General features: G+C 68.8%; 14 protein-coding genes. 7 read left to right on the forward strand and 7 right to left on the reverse strand.

Translation table 11 applies throughout. From position 1 onward, the window contains the following. Positions 1-136: 136 nt before the first annotated feature. A complete protein-coding gene (locus DYE23_RS08560; protein ID WP_115328905.1) occupies positions 137-3,583 on the forward strand; it encodes an indolepyruvate ferredoxin oxidoreductase family protein in 3,447 nt (1,148 codons plus the stop codon). A 212-nt stretch (positions 3,584-3,795) separates the two neighbouring features. Here the strand turns inward: DYE23_RS08560 and DYE23_RS08570 are convergent, their stop codons facing one another. The 5 genes from DYE23_RS08570 to DYE23_RS08590 form a co-directional block, all read right to left on the reverse strand. After that, positions 3,796-5,001 carry an IS4-like element ISMfl1 family transposase gene (locus tag DYE23_RS08570; RefSeq protein ID WP_011891513.1) on the reverse strand — a complete coding sequence of 402 codons (1,206 nt, stop codon included), beginning with the start codon at positions 4,999-5,001 and terminating at the stop codon, positions 3,796-3,798. Positions 5,002-5,046: 45 nt separating this feature from the next. Further along, positions 5,047-5,712, reverse strand: coding sequence for a cutinase family protein (locus DYE23_RS08575; RefSeq protein WP_255207146.1), 666 nt, complete (start codon positions 5,710-5,712; stop codon positions 5,047-5,049). Positions 5,713-5,782: 70 nt separating this feature from the next. Then, positions 5,783-6,334 (reverse strand): nuclear transport factor 2 family protein, encoded by a 552-nt coding sequence (locus DYE23_RS08580; RefSeq protein ID WP_011895274.1) that lies wholly within the window; start codon positions 6,332-6,334, stop codon positions 5,783-5,785. 13 nt (positions 6,335-6,347) lie between these two features. Further along, entirely contained in the window at positions 6,348-7,199 is an 852-nt protein-coding gene (locus DYE23_RS08585) for an aminoglycoside phosphotransferase family protein (protein ID WP_013472328.1), read from the reverse strand. Positions 7,200-7,202: 3 nt separating this feature from the next. Continuing rightward, a complete protein-coding gene (locus DYE23_RS08590) occupies positions 7,203-8,369 on the reverse strand; it encodes an LLM class flavin-dependent oxidoreductase (protein ID WP_013472327.1) in 1,167 nt (388 codons plus the stop codon). Between the two features lie 124 nt (positions 8,370-8,493). Between DYE23_RS08590 and DYE23_RS08595 the strand changes: the two genes are divergently transcribed. Next, complete coding sequence (locus DYE23_RS08595; RefSeq protein ID WP_013472326.1) at positions 8,494-9,435, forward strand: tocopherol cyclase family protein; 942 nt, start codon at positions 8,494-8,496, stop codon at positions 9,433-9,435. A 99-nt stretch (positions 9,436-9,534) separates the two neighbouring features. Further along, positions 9,535-10,893: an APC family permease gene (locus tag DYE23_RS08600; RefSeq protein ID WP_013472325.1), complete on the forward strand. Its 1,359-nt coding sequence runs from the start codon at positions 9,535-9,537 to the stop codon at positions 10,891-10,893. Here the strand turns inward: DYE23_RS08600 and DYE23_RS08605 are convergent. Further along, positions 10,854-12,305 (reverse strand): alpha/beta hydrolase, encoded by a 1,452-nt coding sequence (locus tag DYE23_RS08605; protein ID WP_235660360.1) that lies wholly within the window; start codon positions 12,303-12,305, stop codon positions 10,854-10,856. The genes DYE23_RS08600 and DYE23_RS08605 overlap by 40 nt on opposite strands. A 250-nt stretch (positions 12,306-12,555) precedes the next feature. On the opposite strand from DYE23_RS08605, the gene DYE23_RS08610 reads away from it, so the two are divergent. Genes DYE23_RS08610 through DYE23_RS08625 form a run of 4 tightly spaced genes read left to right on the forward strand, consistent with a single transcriptional unit; the run spans position 12,556 to position 18,069 of the window. After that, positions 12,556-13,224, forward strand: coding sequence for a PAS and ANTAR domain-containing protein (locus DYE23_RS08610; RefSeq protein ID WP_049794298.1), 669 nt, complete (start codon positions 12,556-12,558; stop codon positions 13,222-13,224). 14 nt (positions 13,225-13,238) lie between these two features. Then, a complete protein-coding gene (locus DYE23_RS08615) occupies positions 13,239-13,604 on the forward strand; it encodes an STAS domain-containing protein (RefSeq protein ID WP_041788724.1) in 366 nt (121 codons plus the stop codon). Next, on the forward strand, positions 13,601-17,761 hold the full coding sequence (locus tag DYE23_RS08620) for a SpoIIE family protein phosphatase (RefSeq protein WP_099961174.1): 4,161 nt from the start codon (positions 13,601-13,603) through the stop codon (positions 17,759-17,761). The genes DYE23_RS08615 and DYE23_RS08620 overlap by 4 nt, the downstream gene beginning before the upstream one ends. Beyond that, entirely contained in the window at positions 17,761-18,069 is a 309-nt protein-coding gene (locus DYE23_RS08625; protein ID WP_013472320.1) for an STAS domain-containing protein, read from the forward strand. The genes DYE23_RS08620 and DYE23_RS08625 overlap by 1 nt, the downstream gene beginning before the upstream one ends. Here the strand turns inward: DYE23_RS08625 and DYE23_RS08630 are convergent. Continuing rightward, on the reverse strand, positions 18,066-19,046 hold the full coding sequence (locus tag DYE23_RS08630) for a DNA polymerase domain-containing protein (protein WP_013472319.1): 981 nt from the start codon (positions 19,044-19,046) through the stop codon (positions 18,066-18,068). The genes DYE23_RS08625 and DYE23_RS08630 overlap by 4 nt on opposite strands. Positions 19,047-19,261 lie beyond the last annotated feature (215 nt).

Below are 19,261 nucleotides of genomic sequence, written 5' to 3' on the forward strand. Positions count from 1 at the left end.
TCGCACAGTATCGCACGTCACATTCTCCGATAATTGCGCAACATGCTCATTGATGACGTCATCGCTTGCTCACAGTGTTGTGCGGTGTCACTCTGATCACATCAATACGCCCAGCGACTGCGAGGTGGTGAGCCAGGTGACGGATCTCGACGTCCGGCCCCCGGACCCCCATCCCTACGACCTCGACAACAGGTATCGCGCCGGCTCGGATGCGGTCCTGCTCACCGGTGTGCAGGCGATCGCGCGCGCCCTGGTCGAACAACACGAGCGCGATGCGCGGGCCGGCCGCCGGGTCGCGACGTTCGTCTCGGGATATCAGGGCAGCCCGCTCGGCGGTGTCGACCGCATGTTGTCCGGCATGCCCGATGTGCTGCAGGCGCACGACATCGTGTTCGTGCCCGGACTCAACGAGGAACTCGCCGCGACCTCGGTGTGGGGCAGCCAGGCGGAGTTGCCCGCCGGGACACCGACCCACGACGGTGTGGTGGGTGTCTGGTACGGCAAGGGGCCGGGGCTCGACCGGGCGACCGACGCGCTGCGCCACGCCAACATGTACGGCGCCAACGCCCGGGGCGGCATGGTCCTGCTCGTCGGCGACGATCCGGCCTCCAAGTCGTCCACCGTCCCCGCCGTCAGCGAGCGCTCCCTGGCCGCGCTGGGAATCCCGGTGCTGTTCCCCCGCAACGCCCGCGAGATCGTGACGCTGTTTCTGCACGGCGTCGCGCTGTCGCGCGCCTCCGGGTGCGTCGTCGCCGTCAAGATCGTCGCCGATGTCGCCGACGGCGCCTGGACCGTCGATGCCGACGATCTCGACCTCGAGATCGTCGATCCCGAAGTCAAATGGCAGGGAAAGCCTTTCGTCTACCGTCAGCGTCCCATGGCCGCCCCGGCGGACAGCCTGCTGGCCGAGGCCGACCTGTACGGCCCGAGAGCAGAGATGGTTCAGGCGTACTCGTCGGCCAACCGGCTCGACGTCGTGGAAATCGATCCACCCGATGCGCGCATCGGGATCGCCGCGGCCGGAACGACATTCGACTCGCTCCGGCAGGCGTTGACCGATCTTGGCGCCGACGACTCCGCGCTGCGCGCCGCGGGGGTCAGGCTGCTGCGCATCGGCATGGTGTCCCCGCTCTGTGCCGATACCGTCCTGGGCTTCGCGTCCGGTCTCGACGAGATCCTCGTGGTCGAGGACAAGACAGCCTTCGTCGAGGCACAGATGCGCGAGATCCTCTACGGCGCAACGAACCCGCCGCGGATGATGGGTAAGAAGGATGCGGCGGGGCGGTCCTTGATCCCCGCCGATGGTGAGCTGACGGCGGGGCGCCTGCTCGCCCCGCTGCGTCGCGTCCTCGGCGACCGGTTGGAGCTGCGGAAGCCGCCGCCACCGGCATTGCCGCTGGAGGTCCTGCCCACCCGACGTACCGCATACTTCTGCAGCGGATGTCCGCACAACCGCTCCACCGCCGTCCCCGAGGGATCGCTCGCCGGTGGCGGCATCGGTTGTCACACCATGGTGACGATGTCCGGTCGCGCGGACAGTGCGGTCACCGGGTTGACGCAGATGGGTGGGGAGGGCAGCCAGTGGATCGGGCAGGCCCCGTTCACCGACATCGCCCACCTCTTCCAGAACATCGGGGACGGAACGTATTTCCACTCCGGCCAGCTCGCGGTGCAGGCGTGCGTCGCCGCAGGGGTCAACATCACCTTCAAGTTGCTCTACAACGAGGTGGTGGCGATGACCGGCGCCCAGCATGCCGAAGGTGCGCTCGGTGTCGCGTCGCTGACCCACAAGCTGAAACTCGAAGGGGTCGCCCAGGTCATCGTCTGCGCCGACGAGCCGCGCCGGCACCGCCGGCGTGACCTCGCCGCGGGAACGTTGCTGTGGCACCGCGATCGCCTCGACGAGGCACAGAGACGACTACGTGACGTGCCGGGTGTGACCGTGCTGATCTACGACCAGCACTGCGCCGCCGACGCGCGCCGGCAACGCAGTCGCGGAACTCTGCCGTCGCGTACGACCAGGGTGCTGATCAACGAAGCGGTCTGCGAAGGGTGCGGAGACTGCGGCGTGAAATCCAACTGCCTCTCGGTGCAGCCCGTGGACACCGAATTCGGCCGCAAAACCCGGATCGACCAGACGTCGTGCAACACCGACTACAGCTGCCTGGACGGCGACTGCCCTTCCTTCGTGACCGTCGAGGTGACGCCGGGCAGGGCACGAAAGCCCGGCTCGGCCCCGACTCCTCCGCCGGTGCCCGACGTGTGCGTCGAACCCGTGACCTCGACGCACAACGTGCTTCTCGCCGGGATCGGTGGCACCGGGATCGTGACCGCGAATCAGGTGCTGGCCACCGCGGCACTGCGGGCGGGCTACGACGTGGAGAGCCTGGACCAGATCGGGCTCAGCCAGAAGGCCGGGCCGGTCGTCTCCCACCTGCGCTTCGCGGCGGATCGGCTCGAGCCCGCCAACCGGCTCACACCCGGCACCGCGGACTGCATCCTCGCGTTCGATCTGCTGGCGGCTGCCGACGAGAAGAACCTCGGATACGGCGATCCCGCCACGACGGTCTCGATCGCGTCGACCAGCAGGACGCCGACCGGCGAGATGGTGTACGACGCGTCGGTCGCCTACCCGGACACCTCCTCTCTGCTGCACCGACTGGGCCGGGCGTCGCGCCGAGTGCAGGAGTTCGACGCCTCGGCCGCGGCGAAGACCTTGTTCGGGAACACGGCGGCGGCCAATTTCCTGCTGATCGGTGCGGCGTATCAGGCGGGCGCGCTACGCATTCCGGCAGCGGCGATCGAGGAGGCGATCGGAATCAACGGGGTGGCGGTGGCAACCAACGTCGCCGCCTTCCGCTGGGGGCGGGTTGCGATCGCGGATCCGGCGCACTTCCATGACGTGGCAGTCCCCGTACCGGCGGGTCCGGTGGGGACCGCTCCCGTGCACCTGCTTGCCGGAACCGGCATCTCCGGTCGGGTCGGCGACCTGATCGCCCGGCGGGCCGCGGATCTGATCGCATTCCAGAGCGAGGCGGTGGCCCGCCGCTATGTGTCTGTGCTGCAGAGGGTCTGGACCGCCGAGCGCAGGATCGGGTCGCGGACCGAGTTCAGCGAGGCTGCGGCGAAAGGTCTGTACAAGTTCACCGCCTACAAGGACGAGTACGAGGTTGCGCGGCTACTGACGCACCCGCGCTTCCTCGCACAGGTGAGGGCGGAGTTCCCCGCCGGTGAGAACCTGACCTACAAGGTGCATCCTCCGACGCTGCGGGCACTGGGGCGGCGGAAGAAGATCGGGCTGGGTCCGCGCAGTCACGTGGTGCTGAGGGCTCTCGCAGCAGGAAAGCGGTTGCGCGGAACCGTCTTCGACCCGTTCGGATACGCCCACGTCCGCAGGGTCGAGCGCCGCCTCCTCGCCGAGTACACCGACCTGATCACGGGTGTGGCGGACACGCTCGATGAGCACAACTACGACCGTGCCGTGCAGGTGGCCGGGCTGGCGGACACGGTGCGCGGCTATGAGGGCGTCAAACTCGCCAGCGTCGAGGTCTACCGCGCCAGGCTGCGCGAGATGGGATTCTAGACCCAATACCGTTCAGTTAGTGGCTGATGACGGTGACGCTGGGTGGGTGTTCGGGTTGTGGCCAGTGTTGGTGCGCTGATCTTTTGACATGCCACTTGGGCATTTTGCGTTTGATCACGCGGGGAGCTGACCGTGTGCGGCGTGCCGGGTTGATGCGGTCGAGGAGGCGACGGAGGAACGCCTGCCAGTGAGGGTCGGCGGATCGGCGCCGGTTAGGGGGAAAAAGCGCCCTGATGGGCGACGGATTGGCGCACGACGCGCAACGCGGCGGTGAAGCTGAGTCGGTCCGGGTCGTGTCCGCTGTGGTGTGCGGCTTGGCTCATCAACGAGCGAATCGCGTAGTGGCAGCACAGGTATCCCCAGATCTCCTGCAGGACGAGGTCGGGCGACTTCGACCGCAGCACCACCTTCGACCCACGCTGGTGGGTCTTGAGTTCGTCGAAGACGCTCTCGATCTCCCAGCGCTGGGCGTACGCGGCCGCCAACTCGACCGCGGGTGCGGTGTCCGGGTCGGTCAGCGTGGTGAGCAACCGGTAGGCCACGGGGTTGTCGCGGCCGTCGTCGACGGTGTAGTCGATGACGCGAGCCAGCATTGGCTCGCCGTGTCGGTCCTTGGCCGCGCGCAGGTGGGCCAGCCACGAACCGTCGGCGAGATCCTCGACGTGAGTGGGGGTCGGGCCGTTGCGTCCGGTGCTCACGCGCCACAGCAGATCGGCTCCGGTATCGGAAGCGTTACGCCACAACGCGTATGAGAAGAATCCACGATCAGCCAGCACGAGCATTTCCGGTGTCAGTGCATCGAGCACGTGCTCGACCATCGTGGACTCCGCGTCGCGGTAGGCGCCGATCGTGGCGGCGAAGATCGCATGAGTGCCGCACTCGGCGACCGCCAACAACCGCGCCTGCGGAAACGCCGACTTCTCACCCTTGTTCACCCCCGGACGCCCGAAGAACTCCTCATTGACCGGGCTATCCGCCACATCCAGGCACGTCCCGTCGATCGCGACCACCCTGCGTCCGGCCACCCACGTCCCCGGCGTATCCGCCGCGCCCAACGGACGAGCGACCCTCGCGAACAACGCAGCCAACGGCTGGGACCCCAATCGCTCCCGCGCCTGGAAAATGGCCGACTTCCCCGGCAACTGATACTGCTCACGCCACCCGGAAGCCCACGCTAAACCATCCGTGAGCTGGGATAACACATCCTCGTAGGAGCCATCGGAGTACAGGCCCATGCCGATGGCGAAATACGCCATCACCCGTGCCGGCAGTGCACGATGACGCACCTGAGTACGCCCCGTCGCCTCGATCACCTCATCAACCATCGCCGGCGGGAACACCCTCGTCAGGACACCCACAGACACCAGATCCGACAACCGACGATCCGATTCAGGCTTCCGCCAACCCGCGCGAGGCATACCAACAAACTACACCCATGTAGTCTTAACTGAACGGTATTGATTCTAGACCCGCTGCTCCACGTGTTTGGTGATCCACTGGGCCGCCAGCTTCACCAGCCCTGACTGCGGGTAGCGGACGTGGGCGTCGAAATCGGTGCCCCGCGAGCACACGGGGTCGTTGGTGTTGCACAGATCCGCCGTCCGGGATCCGAAGTCGGGCGACAGCAGCGTCAGTGGCCGTCCGATGCGCGCCGACGGGTTTCCGAACACCGCCACCGCCGCGACGTGGGGAACCACCGCGCGCGGAAGGGGCGCGGTGTAGCCGAGTCCGGCGATCGGCGCGGTGGTCACGACGTCGATGACCGCGGCGCCCTGGGAGTATCCGCCCAGCACGATCTTCGTGTCCGGACATGCCGCGGCGATCGTCTGGATGCGCCGGCTGGCGTCATTGGCGCCGACCGCCACCTGGGCGAAGTCCCACGTCGCCGGGTACTTCACCGCGTAGGTTCCGATCGACTTGCCTCTGACCATGGGTTTGAGGCTGTCGAACAGCGACTTGCCGACGACGCCGAGGCCCGGTGGTTCGTCGGTGCCGCGCGCGAAGACGAGCTCGATGTCGCTGCACCTCGGCGCTGCCGACGCCGTCGGCGTGCCGACTGCCGAGCCGGCGAACAGCACGGTGAACGCGGACAACGCAGCGAGCAGCGTCTTCTGCGCGTGCGCAGACATGGTGCGGGCAGTCACGGGCCTCTCCTCGACCTGACGAAGGTGGGGTTCGAATACCCACTCGTCACATTCTTCACTCCTGTAACAGCTTTAGCAGCGTGAAGAACGCGTGCGCCGGATCGTCGTCGCCCATCGACCCCAGCGGAGTTCCCCGGGTGACGGGATGGCTGAGATCCCTGGTGGACGGGTCGAGGACATGTGCGGTGTCGGTGACGATGGCGCGCGCGACGAACTTCCACGTACCGTCGCGCTTCTCGTATCTGTCGAGGTAGCGGCCGCCGACGACCACATCCACATCGCGGCCGTCGGCGATCAGCGTATGGGTGGCGATCATGTAGATCTCGCCTTCGGCCACATTCCCGGCGATCGCGAAGTTGGTTGTCGTGACGTGGTGTTGCATCGACCGCAGGTAAGGCCGCGCCGCGGCGATGCCGGCGATGAAGTCTCGGACCGACCCGGAGGAGAAGTCGCCGTGCGCGTCGTCGGCGTCGTCGTGATACAGGGTGCGCAACGCCTCGACGTCACCGCGGTCGACAGCGCGGCAGTAGCGGTGCACCAGCGCGCGCAGCCGATGTTCGTCGAGCAGGTTCCGCAGGGATGCCGCGTCCGGGTCGTCCCACGTCATGGTCGGTCGCCTCTCAGTCCTGGATCGCCTTGGCGATCGCCACGTACCTCGTCAACTGTGTTGTCGCAGAGGCGGGTTCAGTGCGGAGATCGTCGGCGGCGGCGTGCACCACCCGCACCAGAGTCCACGCCCGCGCGCGGTCCTCGTCGAACCCGGCCCCGTCGACGAGCCGGTGAAAACGCTGCCGGACACCGTCGCGGACATTGCCGGCGAGATCGTCGAATCGGTGCCACAGCATCGGGGCCAATTCGTAGGGCGGGTCACCGTTGCAGGGCCGCGGCGAGATCGCCAGCCACGGTTCGCGGTCGGCGGCGAGCGCATTCCGGTAGTGCAGATTGCCGTGCAGCACCACACGCTCGGCCGGCTCCACCGTGAGTTCGCGACCGAGCGTGATGGCCTGCTCGACCAGCCGTCGGGGGAGGGGAGCGCTGCGCGGCAGATCGGCGAGCGCGAGGGTGCGCCGCCTGACATCCTCTGTCAGCGAACTCAACTGGGGCATCGCCGGCACATGCAAGCGACGGTACAGCTGCGCCACGATCTCGCATGCCCGGCGGTCGGGCGCGGCGGTCAGGTCGTCGCGGCCCGCACGTTCGACGAGGATCGCGCGGCGATGCGGATCTGCCCGCAACAGACGCACGGCGCCGTGGCCGTCCCAACGGCGCAGCACCAGGTGTTCATGGGCGGTCCCCGGCCCGGGCGCGGCGATCTTCAGCGTCGCGGCCTGGCCGTCGGAGGTGCGTACGGGGGCCACATATGCCCGGGTGCGGGCGTATTCCTGCCCGTCGGCCTGCAGGGACCATGCCGCCATCACGGCGCTCGCGTCACCGGCCGGATCGTCGGCGGCCGGCGAATCAACCTCGGGCACAGGCTAACCGGAGGTCGGGTTGTGTTTGGCCTGCTGTTCTGCGGCGTGACTCTCGATGGCCCGGCCGATCGCGTGTGTCGCCTGGTCGACGAAGACGCGGCCGCTCTCGGTCACCCAGTCGCGGGAGGCGATCGGTGCGGCGAGTTGACCGGTGAAGTGCGGTATCACGTACTGGGCGAACAGTTCGTAGCTGCGCAGCTTCGCCGCGGGCGGCGCCCAGTCGTGGTCGAACAGCAGGAACGCGCCGAACCCGCCGTCGCTGGCCTCGACGAGTTCGGAGATCTTGGCGATGGCATCGTCGGGTGTCCCGATCACCGCGAATCCGGACTGGCGGTTGTTGGCGATGATCTCCTCGGGGGTATCGCCCTGCACTGGGCCCGAGGGCAGGATGTGGGTGAAATAGCGGGAGAACTCGGCGATTCCGTACTCCACGTCCCGCTCGGCCTGTTCGCGGGTCTCGGCGAGGTGCATCGGTCCGACGAGCCTCCACTTCGACCGGTCCGCCTGGTGGCCGTGCTCCCGCGCCACCTCGTCCCAGGTGTTCCAGTGCTGGGCGAGCAGATCCATGCCCTGCCTGGCGGTCGCCGCGATCGAGAGCATGCCGATACCGTGTCTGCCCGCACCGCGAGGGCCGGTGGGGGAGAACGACGCGGCCACCGCGATGTCGAAACACGGCTCGCTGTAAGGCTTGAGCTGCAGGCGCGCGTCCTGCAGCGTGAACCCGTCGGTGTGCATGGTGACCGTCTCGCCGCGCAGGAGCCGCACGATGGCGTCGAGGCACTGTTCCATTCGCGGGCGTTGTTCGTCGGCGGGGATGCCGAGCATGTGCGCATCCGAGGTCAGCTGGCCCGGCCCGCAGCCGAGCATCACCCGGCCGCGGGTCAGATGATCGAGCAGCACCATCCGGTCGGCGAGCATCAGCGGGTGGTGGTACGGCAGCGAGCTCACGCCGGTGCCCAGCCGGATGTGCTTGGTGCGTTCCGCCGCGACACCGAGAAACACCTCGGGCGAGGCGATGATCTCGAAGCCGGCCGAATGGTGCTCGCCCACCCATGCCTCGTGAAAGCCCAGGCGGTCCATCGCGACGATCAGATCGAGGTCGCGCTCCAGCGCGAGCGTGGGGTTCTGGCCGACGGGGTGGAACGGAGCCATGAAATTTCCGAAGCGCATCTAGCCATTCTGGCCGCGGGCCGGGGTGCGCACGCCGATTTCGACTAGGTTCCGGTCCGGCGGGTACCAGGGTCGGGTGGATGTCTCCGGCTCTCTGGCCCGAACAGGCAGGCAACTGGCAACGATGTACCGGCGCAGCGGTGCCGACCTGCCGTTCGGGGATCCGCTGCCCACGCACGGCACCGAGATGGAGGGATGGTTCTGGCGTCTCTCCGACGCCGCGAGCGGACGGGTGGCCATCGCGCTGTGCAGCGCGAACCGTCATCCCGACGGGGACTGGTCGACGGCCGCGATCGCCGTTCATCCGGGCGGGACGGTCCGCTCGGCGGCGATCGACGGTGTCCGCGCCGCGCGGGACCGCTTCCTTGTGACGGCGGATTCGGGCGGGCACTGTCTGCACGCGGACCGCGACCGGCTGCACATGGTCATCGACGACTGCGAGATCGACATGACGATGCGCGAGAGCGTCGACTGGCCCAAGGCGTTCGGGGGCGGTGGGGTGTTCTCGTCGGTGCCGTTCCTGAATCAGTACTGGCATCCCTACCGGCTCGGCGGCAGGGCGATCGGCACGGTCCGCACCGGCGCACAGACGTGGACGTTCACGGATGCGACGCTGTACTGCGAACGCAATTGGGGCGCAGGGTTTCCGCGCCGTTGGTGGTGGGGGCAGGCGCACGACTTCGGCGACGCCGACGTCAGCGTCGCGTTCTCGGGCGGGCTGCTCGAGCTCGGGCCGTTGCGCCGGGACGTCACCGGGGTGGTGGTCCGACTCGGCGACCGGGTCATCAGGATCACCCCGCCCGCGCCGGTCCGCAGCGACTGCGATGTCGACCGTTGGCGCATCACCGCGCGGACACCGCGATTCCACGTCGAACTCGACGGTCAGGCCGTGCCGGGCGGGCCCCACGTGCTGCCCGTGCCGTTGCCGGGCGAGCGGCGCAACATCGACACCGACTACGAATATCTCGCGGGGCGCCTGCGGTGCACGGTGCGCGAGCGCGGCCGGACCCTCTTCGACGGAATCTCAGAACTCGCCGGCCTGGAGGTGGGCAGCCGCGCGTCGTGACCGCGGCGTCGGACACCGGGTATTGATCGCCGCGAACGGGGTACCTGGTCTCACGGTCAGACGGCCACACGTGGCATCGACGGAAGGGGCGGGGGCGACATGTCCGTAGACACAGCCGAGGGGACTGCCGAACCGACCAGGTTGGCACGCCGGATCACCGGCCCGCTGCTGTTCCTGTTCATCCTCGGAGACGTCCTCGGCGCCGGCATCTACGCCCTGATGGGCGAGCTGTCCTCGGAGGTCGGCGGCGTGCTGTGGGCCCCGATGACCGTGGCGCTGGGGCTGGCGCTGCTCACCGCCGGTTCCTACGCCGAGCTGGTCACCAAGTACCCCAGGGCCGGCGGCGCGGCGGTGTTCGCCGAACGCGCGTTCGGCAAACCGTTGATCTCGTTCCTGGTGGGGTTCAGCATGCTCGCGGCGGGTGTCACGAGCGCGGCGGGCCTCGCCCTGGCCTTCTCCGGCGACTACCTGGCCACGTTCGTCGACGTGCCGGTCGCCCTGGCGGCCGTGGTGTTCCTCGCGCTGGTGGCGTGTCTGAACGCGCGGGGGATCAGCGAGTCGCTGAAGACGAACGTGGTGATGACCGCGATCGAACTCTCCGGTCTGGTCCTGGTGATCGCGGTCGTCGCGATGATGGTCGGCCGCGGCGACGGTGAGGTCAGCCGGGTCACCGAGTTCCCGGACGGCACGACGCCTGCGCTGGCGATCCTGGGCGGCGCGATCCTGGCGTACTACTCGTTTGTCGGATTCGAGACCTCGGCCAATGTGGTGGAAGAGATCAGGGATCCGCGCCGGGTGTACCCGCGGGCTCTGTTCGGTGCGCTGATCACGGCCGGTGTGGTCTACGCGCTGGTCGGACTCGCCAGCGCCATCGCCGTGCCGACGGATGAGTTGTCACAGTCGTCGGGTCCGCTGCTCGATGTGGTCGCGGCGTCTGGGGCCGCTGTTCCCGACTGGCTGTTCAGCCTGATCGCGCTGATCGCGGTCGCCAACGGAGCCCTGCTCACGATGATCATGGCCAGCCGTCTGACCTTCGGGATGTCCGATCAGGGACTGCTGCCGAGCGTCTTCGCCCGGGTGCTGCCCAACCGGCGCACGCCGTGGGTGGCGATCGTCGCGACGACCGCGGTCGCGATGGCGTTGACGCTGGTGGGTGACCTGTCCATGCTCGCCGAGACGGTCGTGCTGCTCCTGCTGGTGGTGTTCCTGTCGGCGAACGTGTCGGTGCTGGTGCTGCGCCGTGACCACGTCGAGCAGGACCACTTCCGGGTGTGGACGTTCGTGCCCGTGCTGGGCATCGCGTCGTGCCTGCTGCTGCTGACCCAGCAGACCGCGAAGGTGTGGCTGCTGGCCGCTGCGCTGCTCGCCGTCGGCGTGGTGCTCTATCTGCTCGCCAAACGGTTTGGCGGACACGGTGTTCAGGACACCGGAGACGCCGCTCCCAGCAGATCGGAGTAGACGCCGGCGCGGTCCTCGTGGGCGTCCGGCAGGAACGGGAACGTGAACCAGTCGTGGATCAGGCCCGCGCGCAGCCGAAATTCGACGTTCGGAATGCCCTCGGCGCCAACACGTTCCCGCAACCGGAGGGTGTCTACGGTGAGCAGGTCCCGCGACGAGCTGTAGACGTAGGTCGGCGGCAGTCCCTCCAGTGAGCCGAACAGCGGGCTCGCCAGCGGGTCGGTGACGCCGGCCGAACCCGCCCACTTCGCCCCCGAGCGGACCAGGTTGGGGATGTCGAGGAGGGGATCCCGGATCTCGGCGCTGCGTGGGTCGCTCATCGACACGTCCAGCCAGGGCGCGAGCAGCACCAGCCGCGACGGTGTGGCGGCAGAGCGACGATTCAGTTCCTGAACCGCGGCGAGCGCGAGCCCGCCGCCCGCGGAGTCGCCGAAGACACTGACGTTGTGCGCGCCGTGCGCGTCGATCATCTCGGTCAGGAAGTCCGCGGTGCGGGGGACCTCGGTGGCCGCGGTGCCGCCCCGGGGGACGAGGGTCTGGAGGGGGACGACGACGGTGGCACCGGTGTCGCGGGCCATGTCGGCGTAGGTCCACCAGTGGAAGATGCTCGCGGTCGCGACGTAGGCCCCGCCGTGCAGTGCGACCACGATCTGGTCGGTCTGATCGCGCCGCGGCGTGAGTGACCACACCTTCATGCCGTCGAACTCGGTGCGTTCCACGTCGAGTCCCGGCGTCAGGAAGAACGGCGGGACGCCGTCGGTGAAGAACGGGATCTTGAGGCTGGTGAACGCCAGCAGCCCACCGAACGGCTTCAGCACCACCTTGAGGACGTTCAGACCCGCGATGACGACCTGCTGGACGAACGACGGTCGGCCCGTGTACACCGGCTGATCCACGACAGGGACATCGGCGGCCGCCGGAACGGTGTCCGTGGGGTCGGTGGTGTCGGCGGTCGGCGCAGCTTCCGTCGCTGTCCCGGGTACCGCCGCGGTCGCGGTGTCGTCGCTGTCCTGCGGGCGCGCCGACCCGACGAGAGACCACAGGGCAGGTGCGGCGACCGGACTCTCGGGGGCAGGCTCCTCGACGTCGCCCGGGTCCGAAGGTTCGGGCGCGTCGGCGACTTCGACGGTCGTCGTATCGGTGTCGGGGTCGTCTCCGTCCGTCGCACGGGTGCGCGACGGGCGCGACGACACCCGGGTTTCCGACGCGTCCGCACCGGTGTCCGCGTCGGCGCGGCGTTCCGCCGATGCGCGAGAAGGCCTGTCCTGCGCCGGTTTCGATGGGGCCGCGGCGGCACTGCGTGGCTCGGCGGACGTGCCGTCCTCGGAGGCCCACGCCGGAGCTGTGGCGGTGCAGGCGATCACGGCTCCCGCACCGACGGCCAAGGTCCACGCGCCGGCCCGCGCGCTCACGCGTCCGATGCTCGGTCGAATCCGACGTACGGTCATTGGCGGCCTCCCCGGTGAGTCCGCCAACCGTAATCGATCGGTGACGCGACCGGCAATGATCTTCGAAGGACCTTCGAATGACCCTCGGACGCGCCGCATTTCGAATCACGGTGGGGACAGGACCGCCGCGACCCGGCGCCCCGCGGGTGAGCCGCACGGCACCTGAGCAGTCCGAATGCGTTTGAAAAGGGCCCTGAAGTGGAATAATGCGGAAATGCCGCACACTGGCCGGGTCGTCGGATCCGAGTTGGACGAGATGGTGCGCACGCACGGCAATCTCCGTCTGGGCAGCTTCCGTTTCTGGTTCGTCGGCCAGCGGTGGGAATGGTCGGACGAGGTGGCCCGCATGCACGGGTACGAACCAGGGACCGTCACCCCGACCACGGAGCTGCTGCTCGCCCACAAGCATCCCGAGGACCGGCAACACGTCCAGGAACTGCTCGATCGGGCGCTGCATTCCGGAGGCTCATTCTCCAGCCGCCACCGGTTCATCGACACCCGCGGCGGCGAACACACGGTCCTCGTCCTCGCCGATCGGATGACCGACGCCGACGGTGCCGTGGTGGGGACCGAGGGGTACTACATCGACCTCACCGATACATTGGACGAGGCCCGCCGCGATGCGTTGAACTCGACGCTTCCGGACCTGTTCGCCGCCCGGGCGAGCATCGAACAAGCCAAGGGGGCGTTGATGTTGGTGTACGGCGTCGGCCCGGACCAGGCGTTCGAGCTGCTGCAGTGGCGCTCCCAGCAGACCAACACCAAGCTACGCACCCTGGCCGACCGGATCGTCGCCGACTTCCCGAACCTGCGCGCGCCGCGTGACGAATTGCGAAGGCAGTTCGATCATCTGCTGCTCACCGTGCACCAGCGCGTCGAGTGACGGTGGCAGAACGCGTGGGACTTCTCGAGATCGGGCAGGAGGTCCAGGATGTCGCGGTCGTGGTGCGTGCCGGCGGCGAAGTGGACTCCGGCACAGTCGAGACGCTGGCTGCGGCACTCGATTCCGCGGTGGCCGACGCCGCGGCGCATCCGGCGAGGACGGTCGTCGTCGATCTGGACGGCATCACGTACTTCGGCAGCGCGGGTCTGAACGCGCTGCTCACCTGCCGCGAGCAGGGGGAGGGTCGCGGTGTCGCCGTGCGGTTGGTCGCCACCACCGCCGAGGTCACCCGTCCCATCGAAGTCACCCGGCTCGCGCGGATCCTGCGTCCCTACCCGAGTGTGGGCGAGGCGGTCGCGGCGCCGGAAGATCCTCGGTGAGCGGCGTCGACGGCGTCCCCGCGGGCGGGGTGTTCGCCGGCGGTGGCGTGGTGGGTCACGATCACGCACAGGTGAATTGGGCGGCGACGCCGCTGGGCCCGACGTCGGAGTGGCCGCAGAGCCTGCAGACCGCCGCCAACATTCTGCTCTCGTCGCGGTTCCCGATGTGGATGGCGTGGGGGCCCGATCTCACCTTCTTCTGCAATGACGCGTACCGCAACGTCACGTTGGGCCGCAAGTATCCGTGGGCGCTGGGCCGGCCGGCCAGTGAGGTGTGGGCGGAGATCTGGGATGACATCGGGCCGCGGATCGACCGGGTGCTGTCCACCGGGGTGGCGACCTGGGACACCTCGCTGCTGCTGTTCCTGGAGAGGTCCGGCTACACCGAGGAGTCCTATCACACGTTCTCCTACAGTCCGCTGCGCGACGACGACGGCACGGTGGTCGGCATGCTGTGCGTGGTCAGTGAGGACACGCTGCAGGTCATCGGGGAGCGCCGGATGGCGACGCTTCGCGATCTGGGTTCGGACCCCAGCGTGGTGCGCACCGAGAAGGAGATCCTGAGCTTCGTCGACCGGCAGCTCGCACAGAATCTGCGAGACCTGCCCTTCACGCTCACCTACCTTTTCGACGACGACGGTTCGGCACACCTGGCCGGGATGAGTGGCATCACCGGCGACCATCCCGCGGCGCCGGCCGTACTCACCGGCGCGGACGGTGAACTGTGGCCGGTGGGCCCGCCGGCCGGGGGTGAGACGGTTCTGCTCGAGGTGGACACCGCGCCGTATCCGGCGATGCCGACCGGAGACTGGCGGGAACCGCCCCGCCAGGTGCTGATCGTGCCGTTGTTGCAGCAGGGGGCGGCGCCGACGGGATTCCTGGTGGCGGGGCTGAATCGCTACCGGGTTCTCGACGATGCGTACCGCGGCTTCGTGGCGCTGGTGGCGGGCCATATCGCGGCCGGCATCGGGTTGTCGCGCAGCTATCGCACCCAGCAGTTGCGGGCCGAGGAACTCGCCGAACTCGACAGGGCGAAGACCACGTTCTTCTCGAACATCAGCCACGAGTTCCGTACGCCGCTGACGCTGATCCTGGATCCGGTATCGGAGCTGCGACGAGCCGACACCCTCGGCGACGCCGCGCGTCAAGAGCTCGATGTGGTGTGGCGCAACGGGTTACGGCTCACCAAGCTGGTCAACACGCTGCTCGATTTCTCCCGCATCGAAGCGGGACGAAGTCAGGCGCACTACCAGCCGGTCGACCTCGGCGCGGTGACGGCCGAGTTGGCCAGTGTCTTCCGGTCTGCGATCGAGAGGGCGGGACTGGTTTTCGACGTGGACTGCCCGCCGCTGGGGGAGCAGGTGTACGTCGATCTGGACATGTGGGAGAAGGTGATCTTCAACCTGCTGTCGAACGCGTTGAAGTTCACCTTCGAGGGCAGCGTGTCGGTCACGGCGCGTCGTGACGGTCGCGGTGCCGTGATCACGGTGTCGGACACCGGAACCGGCGTGCCGGCCGACGAGATGCCCAGGTTGTTCGAACGGTTCCACCGCATCGAGAACACCAGGGCGCGGTCCAATGAGGGCAGCGGTATCGGGCTGGCCCTGGTCAAGGAACTCGTCGGGTTGCACGGCGGCACGATCGACGCCGACAGTGCCGAGTCCCGTGGCACGACCTTCACCATCCGGCTGCCGTGGGGGGCGGCGCATCTCCCGGCCGACGCGGTCGTTTCGCAGCCCCGCGAGCGCAGACCCGGCAATACCGTGGACGCCTACGTCGAAGAGGCGTTGCGGTGGACCCCCGATGGGGTCCGTGAGTACGTGGCCGAATCCGCCCAGCCCACAACCGGACCCGAGAAGCCGATCGGCACCGGGACGCTCGCGCGTGTGCTGGTGGCCGACGACAACGCCGACATGCGGGAGTACCTGGGCCGGCTGCTGCGCTCGGACGGCTACGCGGTGGAGGCTGTCGTCGACGGCCGGCAGGCGTTGGAGGCCATTCGCGCGGAACCGCCGGACCTCGTCATCAGCGATGTGATGATGCCGCGTCTGGACGGGCTGGGTCTGGTCTCCGAACTGCGGGCGGACCGCCGCACCGCGGCGGTCCCGGTCCTGCTGCTGTCCGCGCGCGCGGGCCAGGAGGCCTCGATCAGCGGCCTGCAGGCCGGCGCCGACGACTACCTCGTCAAACCGTTCGCGGCGGCCGAACTGCTCGCCAGGGTGCGCGCCAACATCCAACTCGCGCGGCTGCGGGAAGGGCACGCGCGGTGGCGTACCGCGCTGGTCGACTCGCTGCAGGAAGCCTTCTTCGTGTGCGACGAACACGGTGCCGTCGTGGAGATCAACCCGGCGTTCACCGAGATCCTCGGCTACGACTCGACCGGACTGCCCTACCCGCTGATGCATCCGTGGTGGCCGCTCAAAGGCAGCGACGCCGAGGCGAACCGCCGCGTCGAGGAGGCGTTCGGCAGCTTCATGCGCGATCCGCACGGGACGCTCACCGAGGTGCCCGTCACGCACCGGGACGGCCACCGCCTGTACGTGACCGTCACGTTCAGCCACGCCGACGATCCCGAGACGGGCCGCGACGTCATCGTCGGAACACTGCGCGACGTCACCGCCGAGCGCTACATCGTGCAGCGCGAGTCAGCGCTGGCGTCGCTGAACGAGAAGCTCGCCCAGGCCGACACCCTCGACGACGCGGTGCTGGCCGCCGCCGAGGAGTTCTCCTCCATCTGGAGCGCCCGCCGTGTGGTCGCGGCGACGTGGCCGGACGAACCCGACGGCGAGCACGAGTCCGACGCTCCGTCGCTGACGGTGGTCGGTGCCCCGGCCACGTGGGACGGACTCCCGGGCAACGCACGTGAGCTCATCCTCACGTTGCGCCGCGATCATCTGCTGGCCCCGCACACCTCCGATGCGGGGGCGGCCGGTGTCGCGCTACGGCATCCGCGCGGGGTGCTGGTCCTCTACGTCGAACTGCCCGAACAGCGCCTGTTCACCGCCGAGGACGACACCCTGCTCACGGTGTTGGCGGGACGTCTCGGGCAGGGCCTGCAGCGGGTCCATCAGATCGACCAGCAGCGCGAGACCGCCCTGGCGCTGCAGCACGCGATCCTCGGCCCGTCGCTGTCGAGCGCGTTCGCAGTCCGGTACCAGCCGGCCACCAGACCTCTCCAGGTCGGCGGCGACTGGTATGACGTCGTCGATCTGGAGGACGGCCGGATCGGTCTGATCGTCGGCGACTGCGTGGGGCACGGGCTGGCCGCCGCGACGGTGATGGGCCAGCTCAGGAGCGCGTGCCGGGCGCTGCTGCTGGAGCATCCGAGCCCGGCGGCGGCGCTGTCCGCCCTCGACCGGTTCGCCGCGCGCCTGCCCGGCGCCCGGTGCACCACGGCGTTCTGCGCCGTGCTCGACCCCCGCATCGGCGAGGTCGTCTATTCGTGCGCCGGGCATCCGCCACCGATCATGGTGACCGCCGACCGCACGACCGAACTGTTGGAAGGCGCCCGAGCGACGCCGCTGGGGCTGAAGAACCCGCCCCACCGCACCGAGGCGCGGGTGACCATGCCGGCGCGTGCCACCCTGCTGCTCTACACCGATGGCCTGGTCGAACGTCGCCGCGAGTCCATCGACGACGGCATCGCCAGGGCCACCGATGTGGTCCAGAGCAACCGGGCCACGGATCTCGATCAGCTTGCAAACGTCATCATGGCGCGTCTCGCGCCCGCCGATGGGTATCACGATGATGTGGCTCTACTGCTGTATCGACAACCAGAACCTCTGGACCTGGATTTCCCCGCCGACGTGGCCGAGCTGGCCGGTAGCCGGACCGTGCTGCGCGGCTGGCTCGACAGCGCCGGCGTGCCGCAGGATCAGGCCCTCGACGTGCTGATCGCCGTCGGTGAGGCGCTGGCCAATGCCATCGAGCACGGGCACCGCGACGATCCGGGCGGACGGGTCCGGTTGCGCGCCGTCGCGCTGCCCGACCGGGTGCAGCTGACCATCATCGACACCGGATCGTGGAAGGCGCCCGACGACGTGCCCGCGCTGCACCGGGGACGCGGCATCGCCCTGATGAAGGCGTTGATGCAGGATGTCACCATCGATTCCCAGACCACCGGCACCACGGTGCACATGAACACCAGGATCGCGTGATGGCCACCCCGCTGCAGTTGCGTACCGAGCGCCACGATGGCGAACTCGTGCTCGTGGCCGTCGGTGAGCTCGATCTCAGCAATATCCACACCTTCGCCGGGGCGATCGGCTCCGCTGTGGCCGGTACCGACGGCGCTCCGCTGCACGTCGACCTCAGCGAGGTCGAATACCTCGACAGCGGCGCCATCAACGTGCTGTTCGACCACGCCGAATCCATCGACCTGGTCGTCAACCCGATGCTGCTGCCGGTCCTGTCGGTCAGCGGGCTGACCGATGTGGTCACGGTCAAGCCGGCGGCAGTTTCCTAACCCGTCTGATCCGCACCTGCTTCATCGTCTTTCCGCCTGGCCCTCGCGCGCCGTTTTCCCTCGTGCATCGCCGCGACCCTGGCCACCGGGATGGCGCGGCCCTGCTCGATCAGGTCGGCCGGCAGACGTGTGGGCGCGGGCATCGCGTCGGCCCAGGGGTCGCCTCCGGCGAGCGCGGAGACCGCGGTGCGCACGGTGAAATCCGACGGGTGTATCCGATCCAGGGCGTCCCATGCCACCGGGAACGACACCGGCGTGCCGGGCCGCAACCGGGGGCTGTAGGCGGCGGCCACCGTCGCGCCGCCGGCGCGCGTGGCATCGACGAATACCTTGCCCGCGCGGTCGGCGACGATGAACGCCGTCGTCGCGACAGTCGGATCGAGGGCCTCGGTGCGGGCGGCCAGCGCACGGGTCGCCGCGGCGACGTCGTCGACGGGGGCGCTGTCGTCGATGGGGACGAAGACGTGCAGACCGCGGGAACCGCTGGTCTTCACCGCACCGTCCAGTCCGCAGTCCGCGAGCGCCCGGCGTACCAGGTGCGCCACGGCGACGACGGAGGCGAAGTCACCGTCGTCGGGCGGATCGAGATCGAGGATAAGGTGCGTGGGCCGGTAGACGTCGTCGGCCGGACCGAGCGCGGGGTGGTATTCGACGGCGCGCTGGTTGGCCAGCCACAGCAGGGTGCGGCGGTCGTCGCAGACGGCGTAGCGGATCTCGCGTCTGGACGCCTCGGCCCAGATCGGCACTGTCCGAACCCAATCCGGGGTGTACTTGGGCACGTTCTTCTGCATGAACGGCGCCCGCCCGCGAAGTGCCCGCAGCACGGTAAGCGGTCGTCCGGCCAGCACCGGCAGGATGCGGTCGGCGACCGCGTCGAGATAGTCGACGAGGTCGCGTTTGGTGGCATCCGCATCGTCGGACAGCGGCTGATCGAGGTTGGTCAGGTCGACGCCGTCACGGTTCTCGCTGGTCCCCATCGGGCCAGGGTAGACCGCGCTGCGCTAGGTGAACTGCGCGATGCGTCTGCGGGCGACCCCCGGCCCGCCGCGAAAGTGGGCCCTGTGCACGGATATTGCGCGTAGTGCGTGCACATCCCCCACGCTCGATGCGGTTCCACGGGTCGGGCACGCCACCCGGTCGGTAACGAAGTCGCAGATTCCGCCGCGGGTGCCGCGACCGCCGCATAACGTTG

Origin of the sequence: Mycolicibacterium gilvum (genome assembly GCF_900454025.1) — a bacterium.
Taxonomy (GTDB): Bacteria; Actinomycetota; Actinomycetes; order Mycobacteriales; family Mycobacteriaceae; genus Mycobacterium; species Mycobacterium gilvum.

Bases quoted from the DNA above. Each gene is read 5' to 3' on its own strand.
- DYE23_RS08570 (WP_011891513.1), bottom strand. From the start codon at position 5,001: ATGCCTCGCGCGGGTTGGCGGAAGCCTGAATCGGATCGTCGGTTGTCG.
- DYE23_RS08575 (WP_255207146.1), bottom strand. From the start codon at position 5,712: ATGTCTGCGCACGCGCAGAAGACGCTGCTCGCTGCGTTGTCCGCGTTC.
- DYE23_RS08580 (WP_011895274.1), bottom strand. From the start codon at position 6,334: ATGACGTGGGACGACCCGGACGCGGCATCCCTGCGGAACCTGCTCGAC.
- DYE23_RS08590 (WP_013472327.1), bottom strand. From the start codon at position 8,369: ATGCGCTTCGGAAATTTCATGGCTCCGTTCCACCCCGTCGGCCAGAAC.
- DYE23_RS08595 (WP_013472326.1), top strand. From the start codon at position 8,494: ATGTACCGGCGCAGCGGTGCCGACCTGCCGTTCGGGGATCCGCTGCCC.
- DYE23_RS08600 (WP_013472325.1), top strand. From the start codon at position 9,535: ATGTCCGTAGACACAGCCGAGGGGACTGCCGAACCGACCAGGTTGGCA.
- DYE23_RS08610 (WP_049794298.1), top strand. From the start codon at position 12,556: ATGCCGCACACTGGCCGGGTCGTCGGATCCGAGTTGGACGAGATGGTG.
- DYE23_RS08625 (WP_013472320.1), top strand. From the start codon at position 17,761: ATGGCCACCCCGCTGCAGTTGCGTACCGAGCGCCACGATGGCGAACTC.
- DYE23_RS08630 (WP_013472319.1), bottom strand. From the start codon at position 19,046: ATGGGGACCAGCGAGAACCGTGACGGCGTCGACCTGACCAACCTCGAT.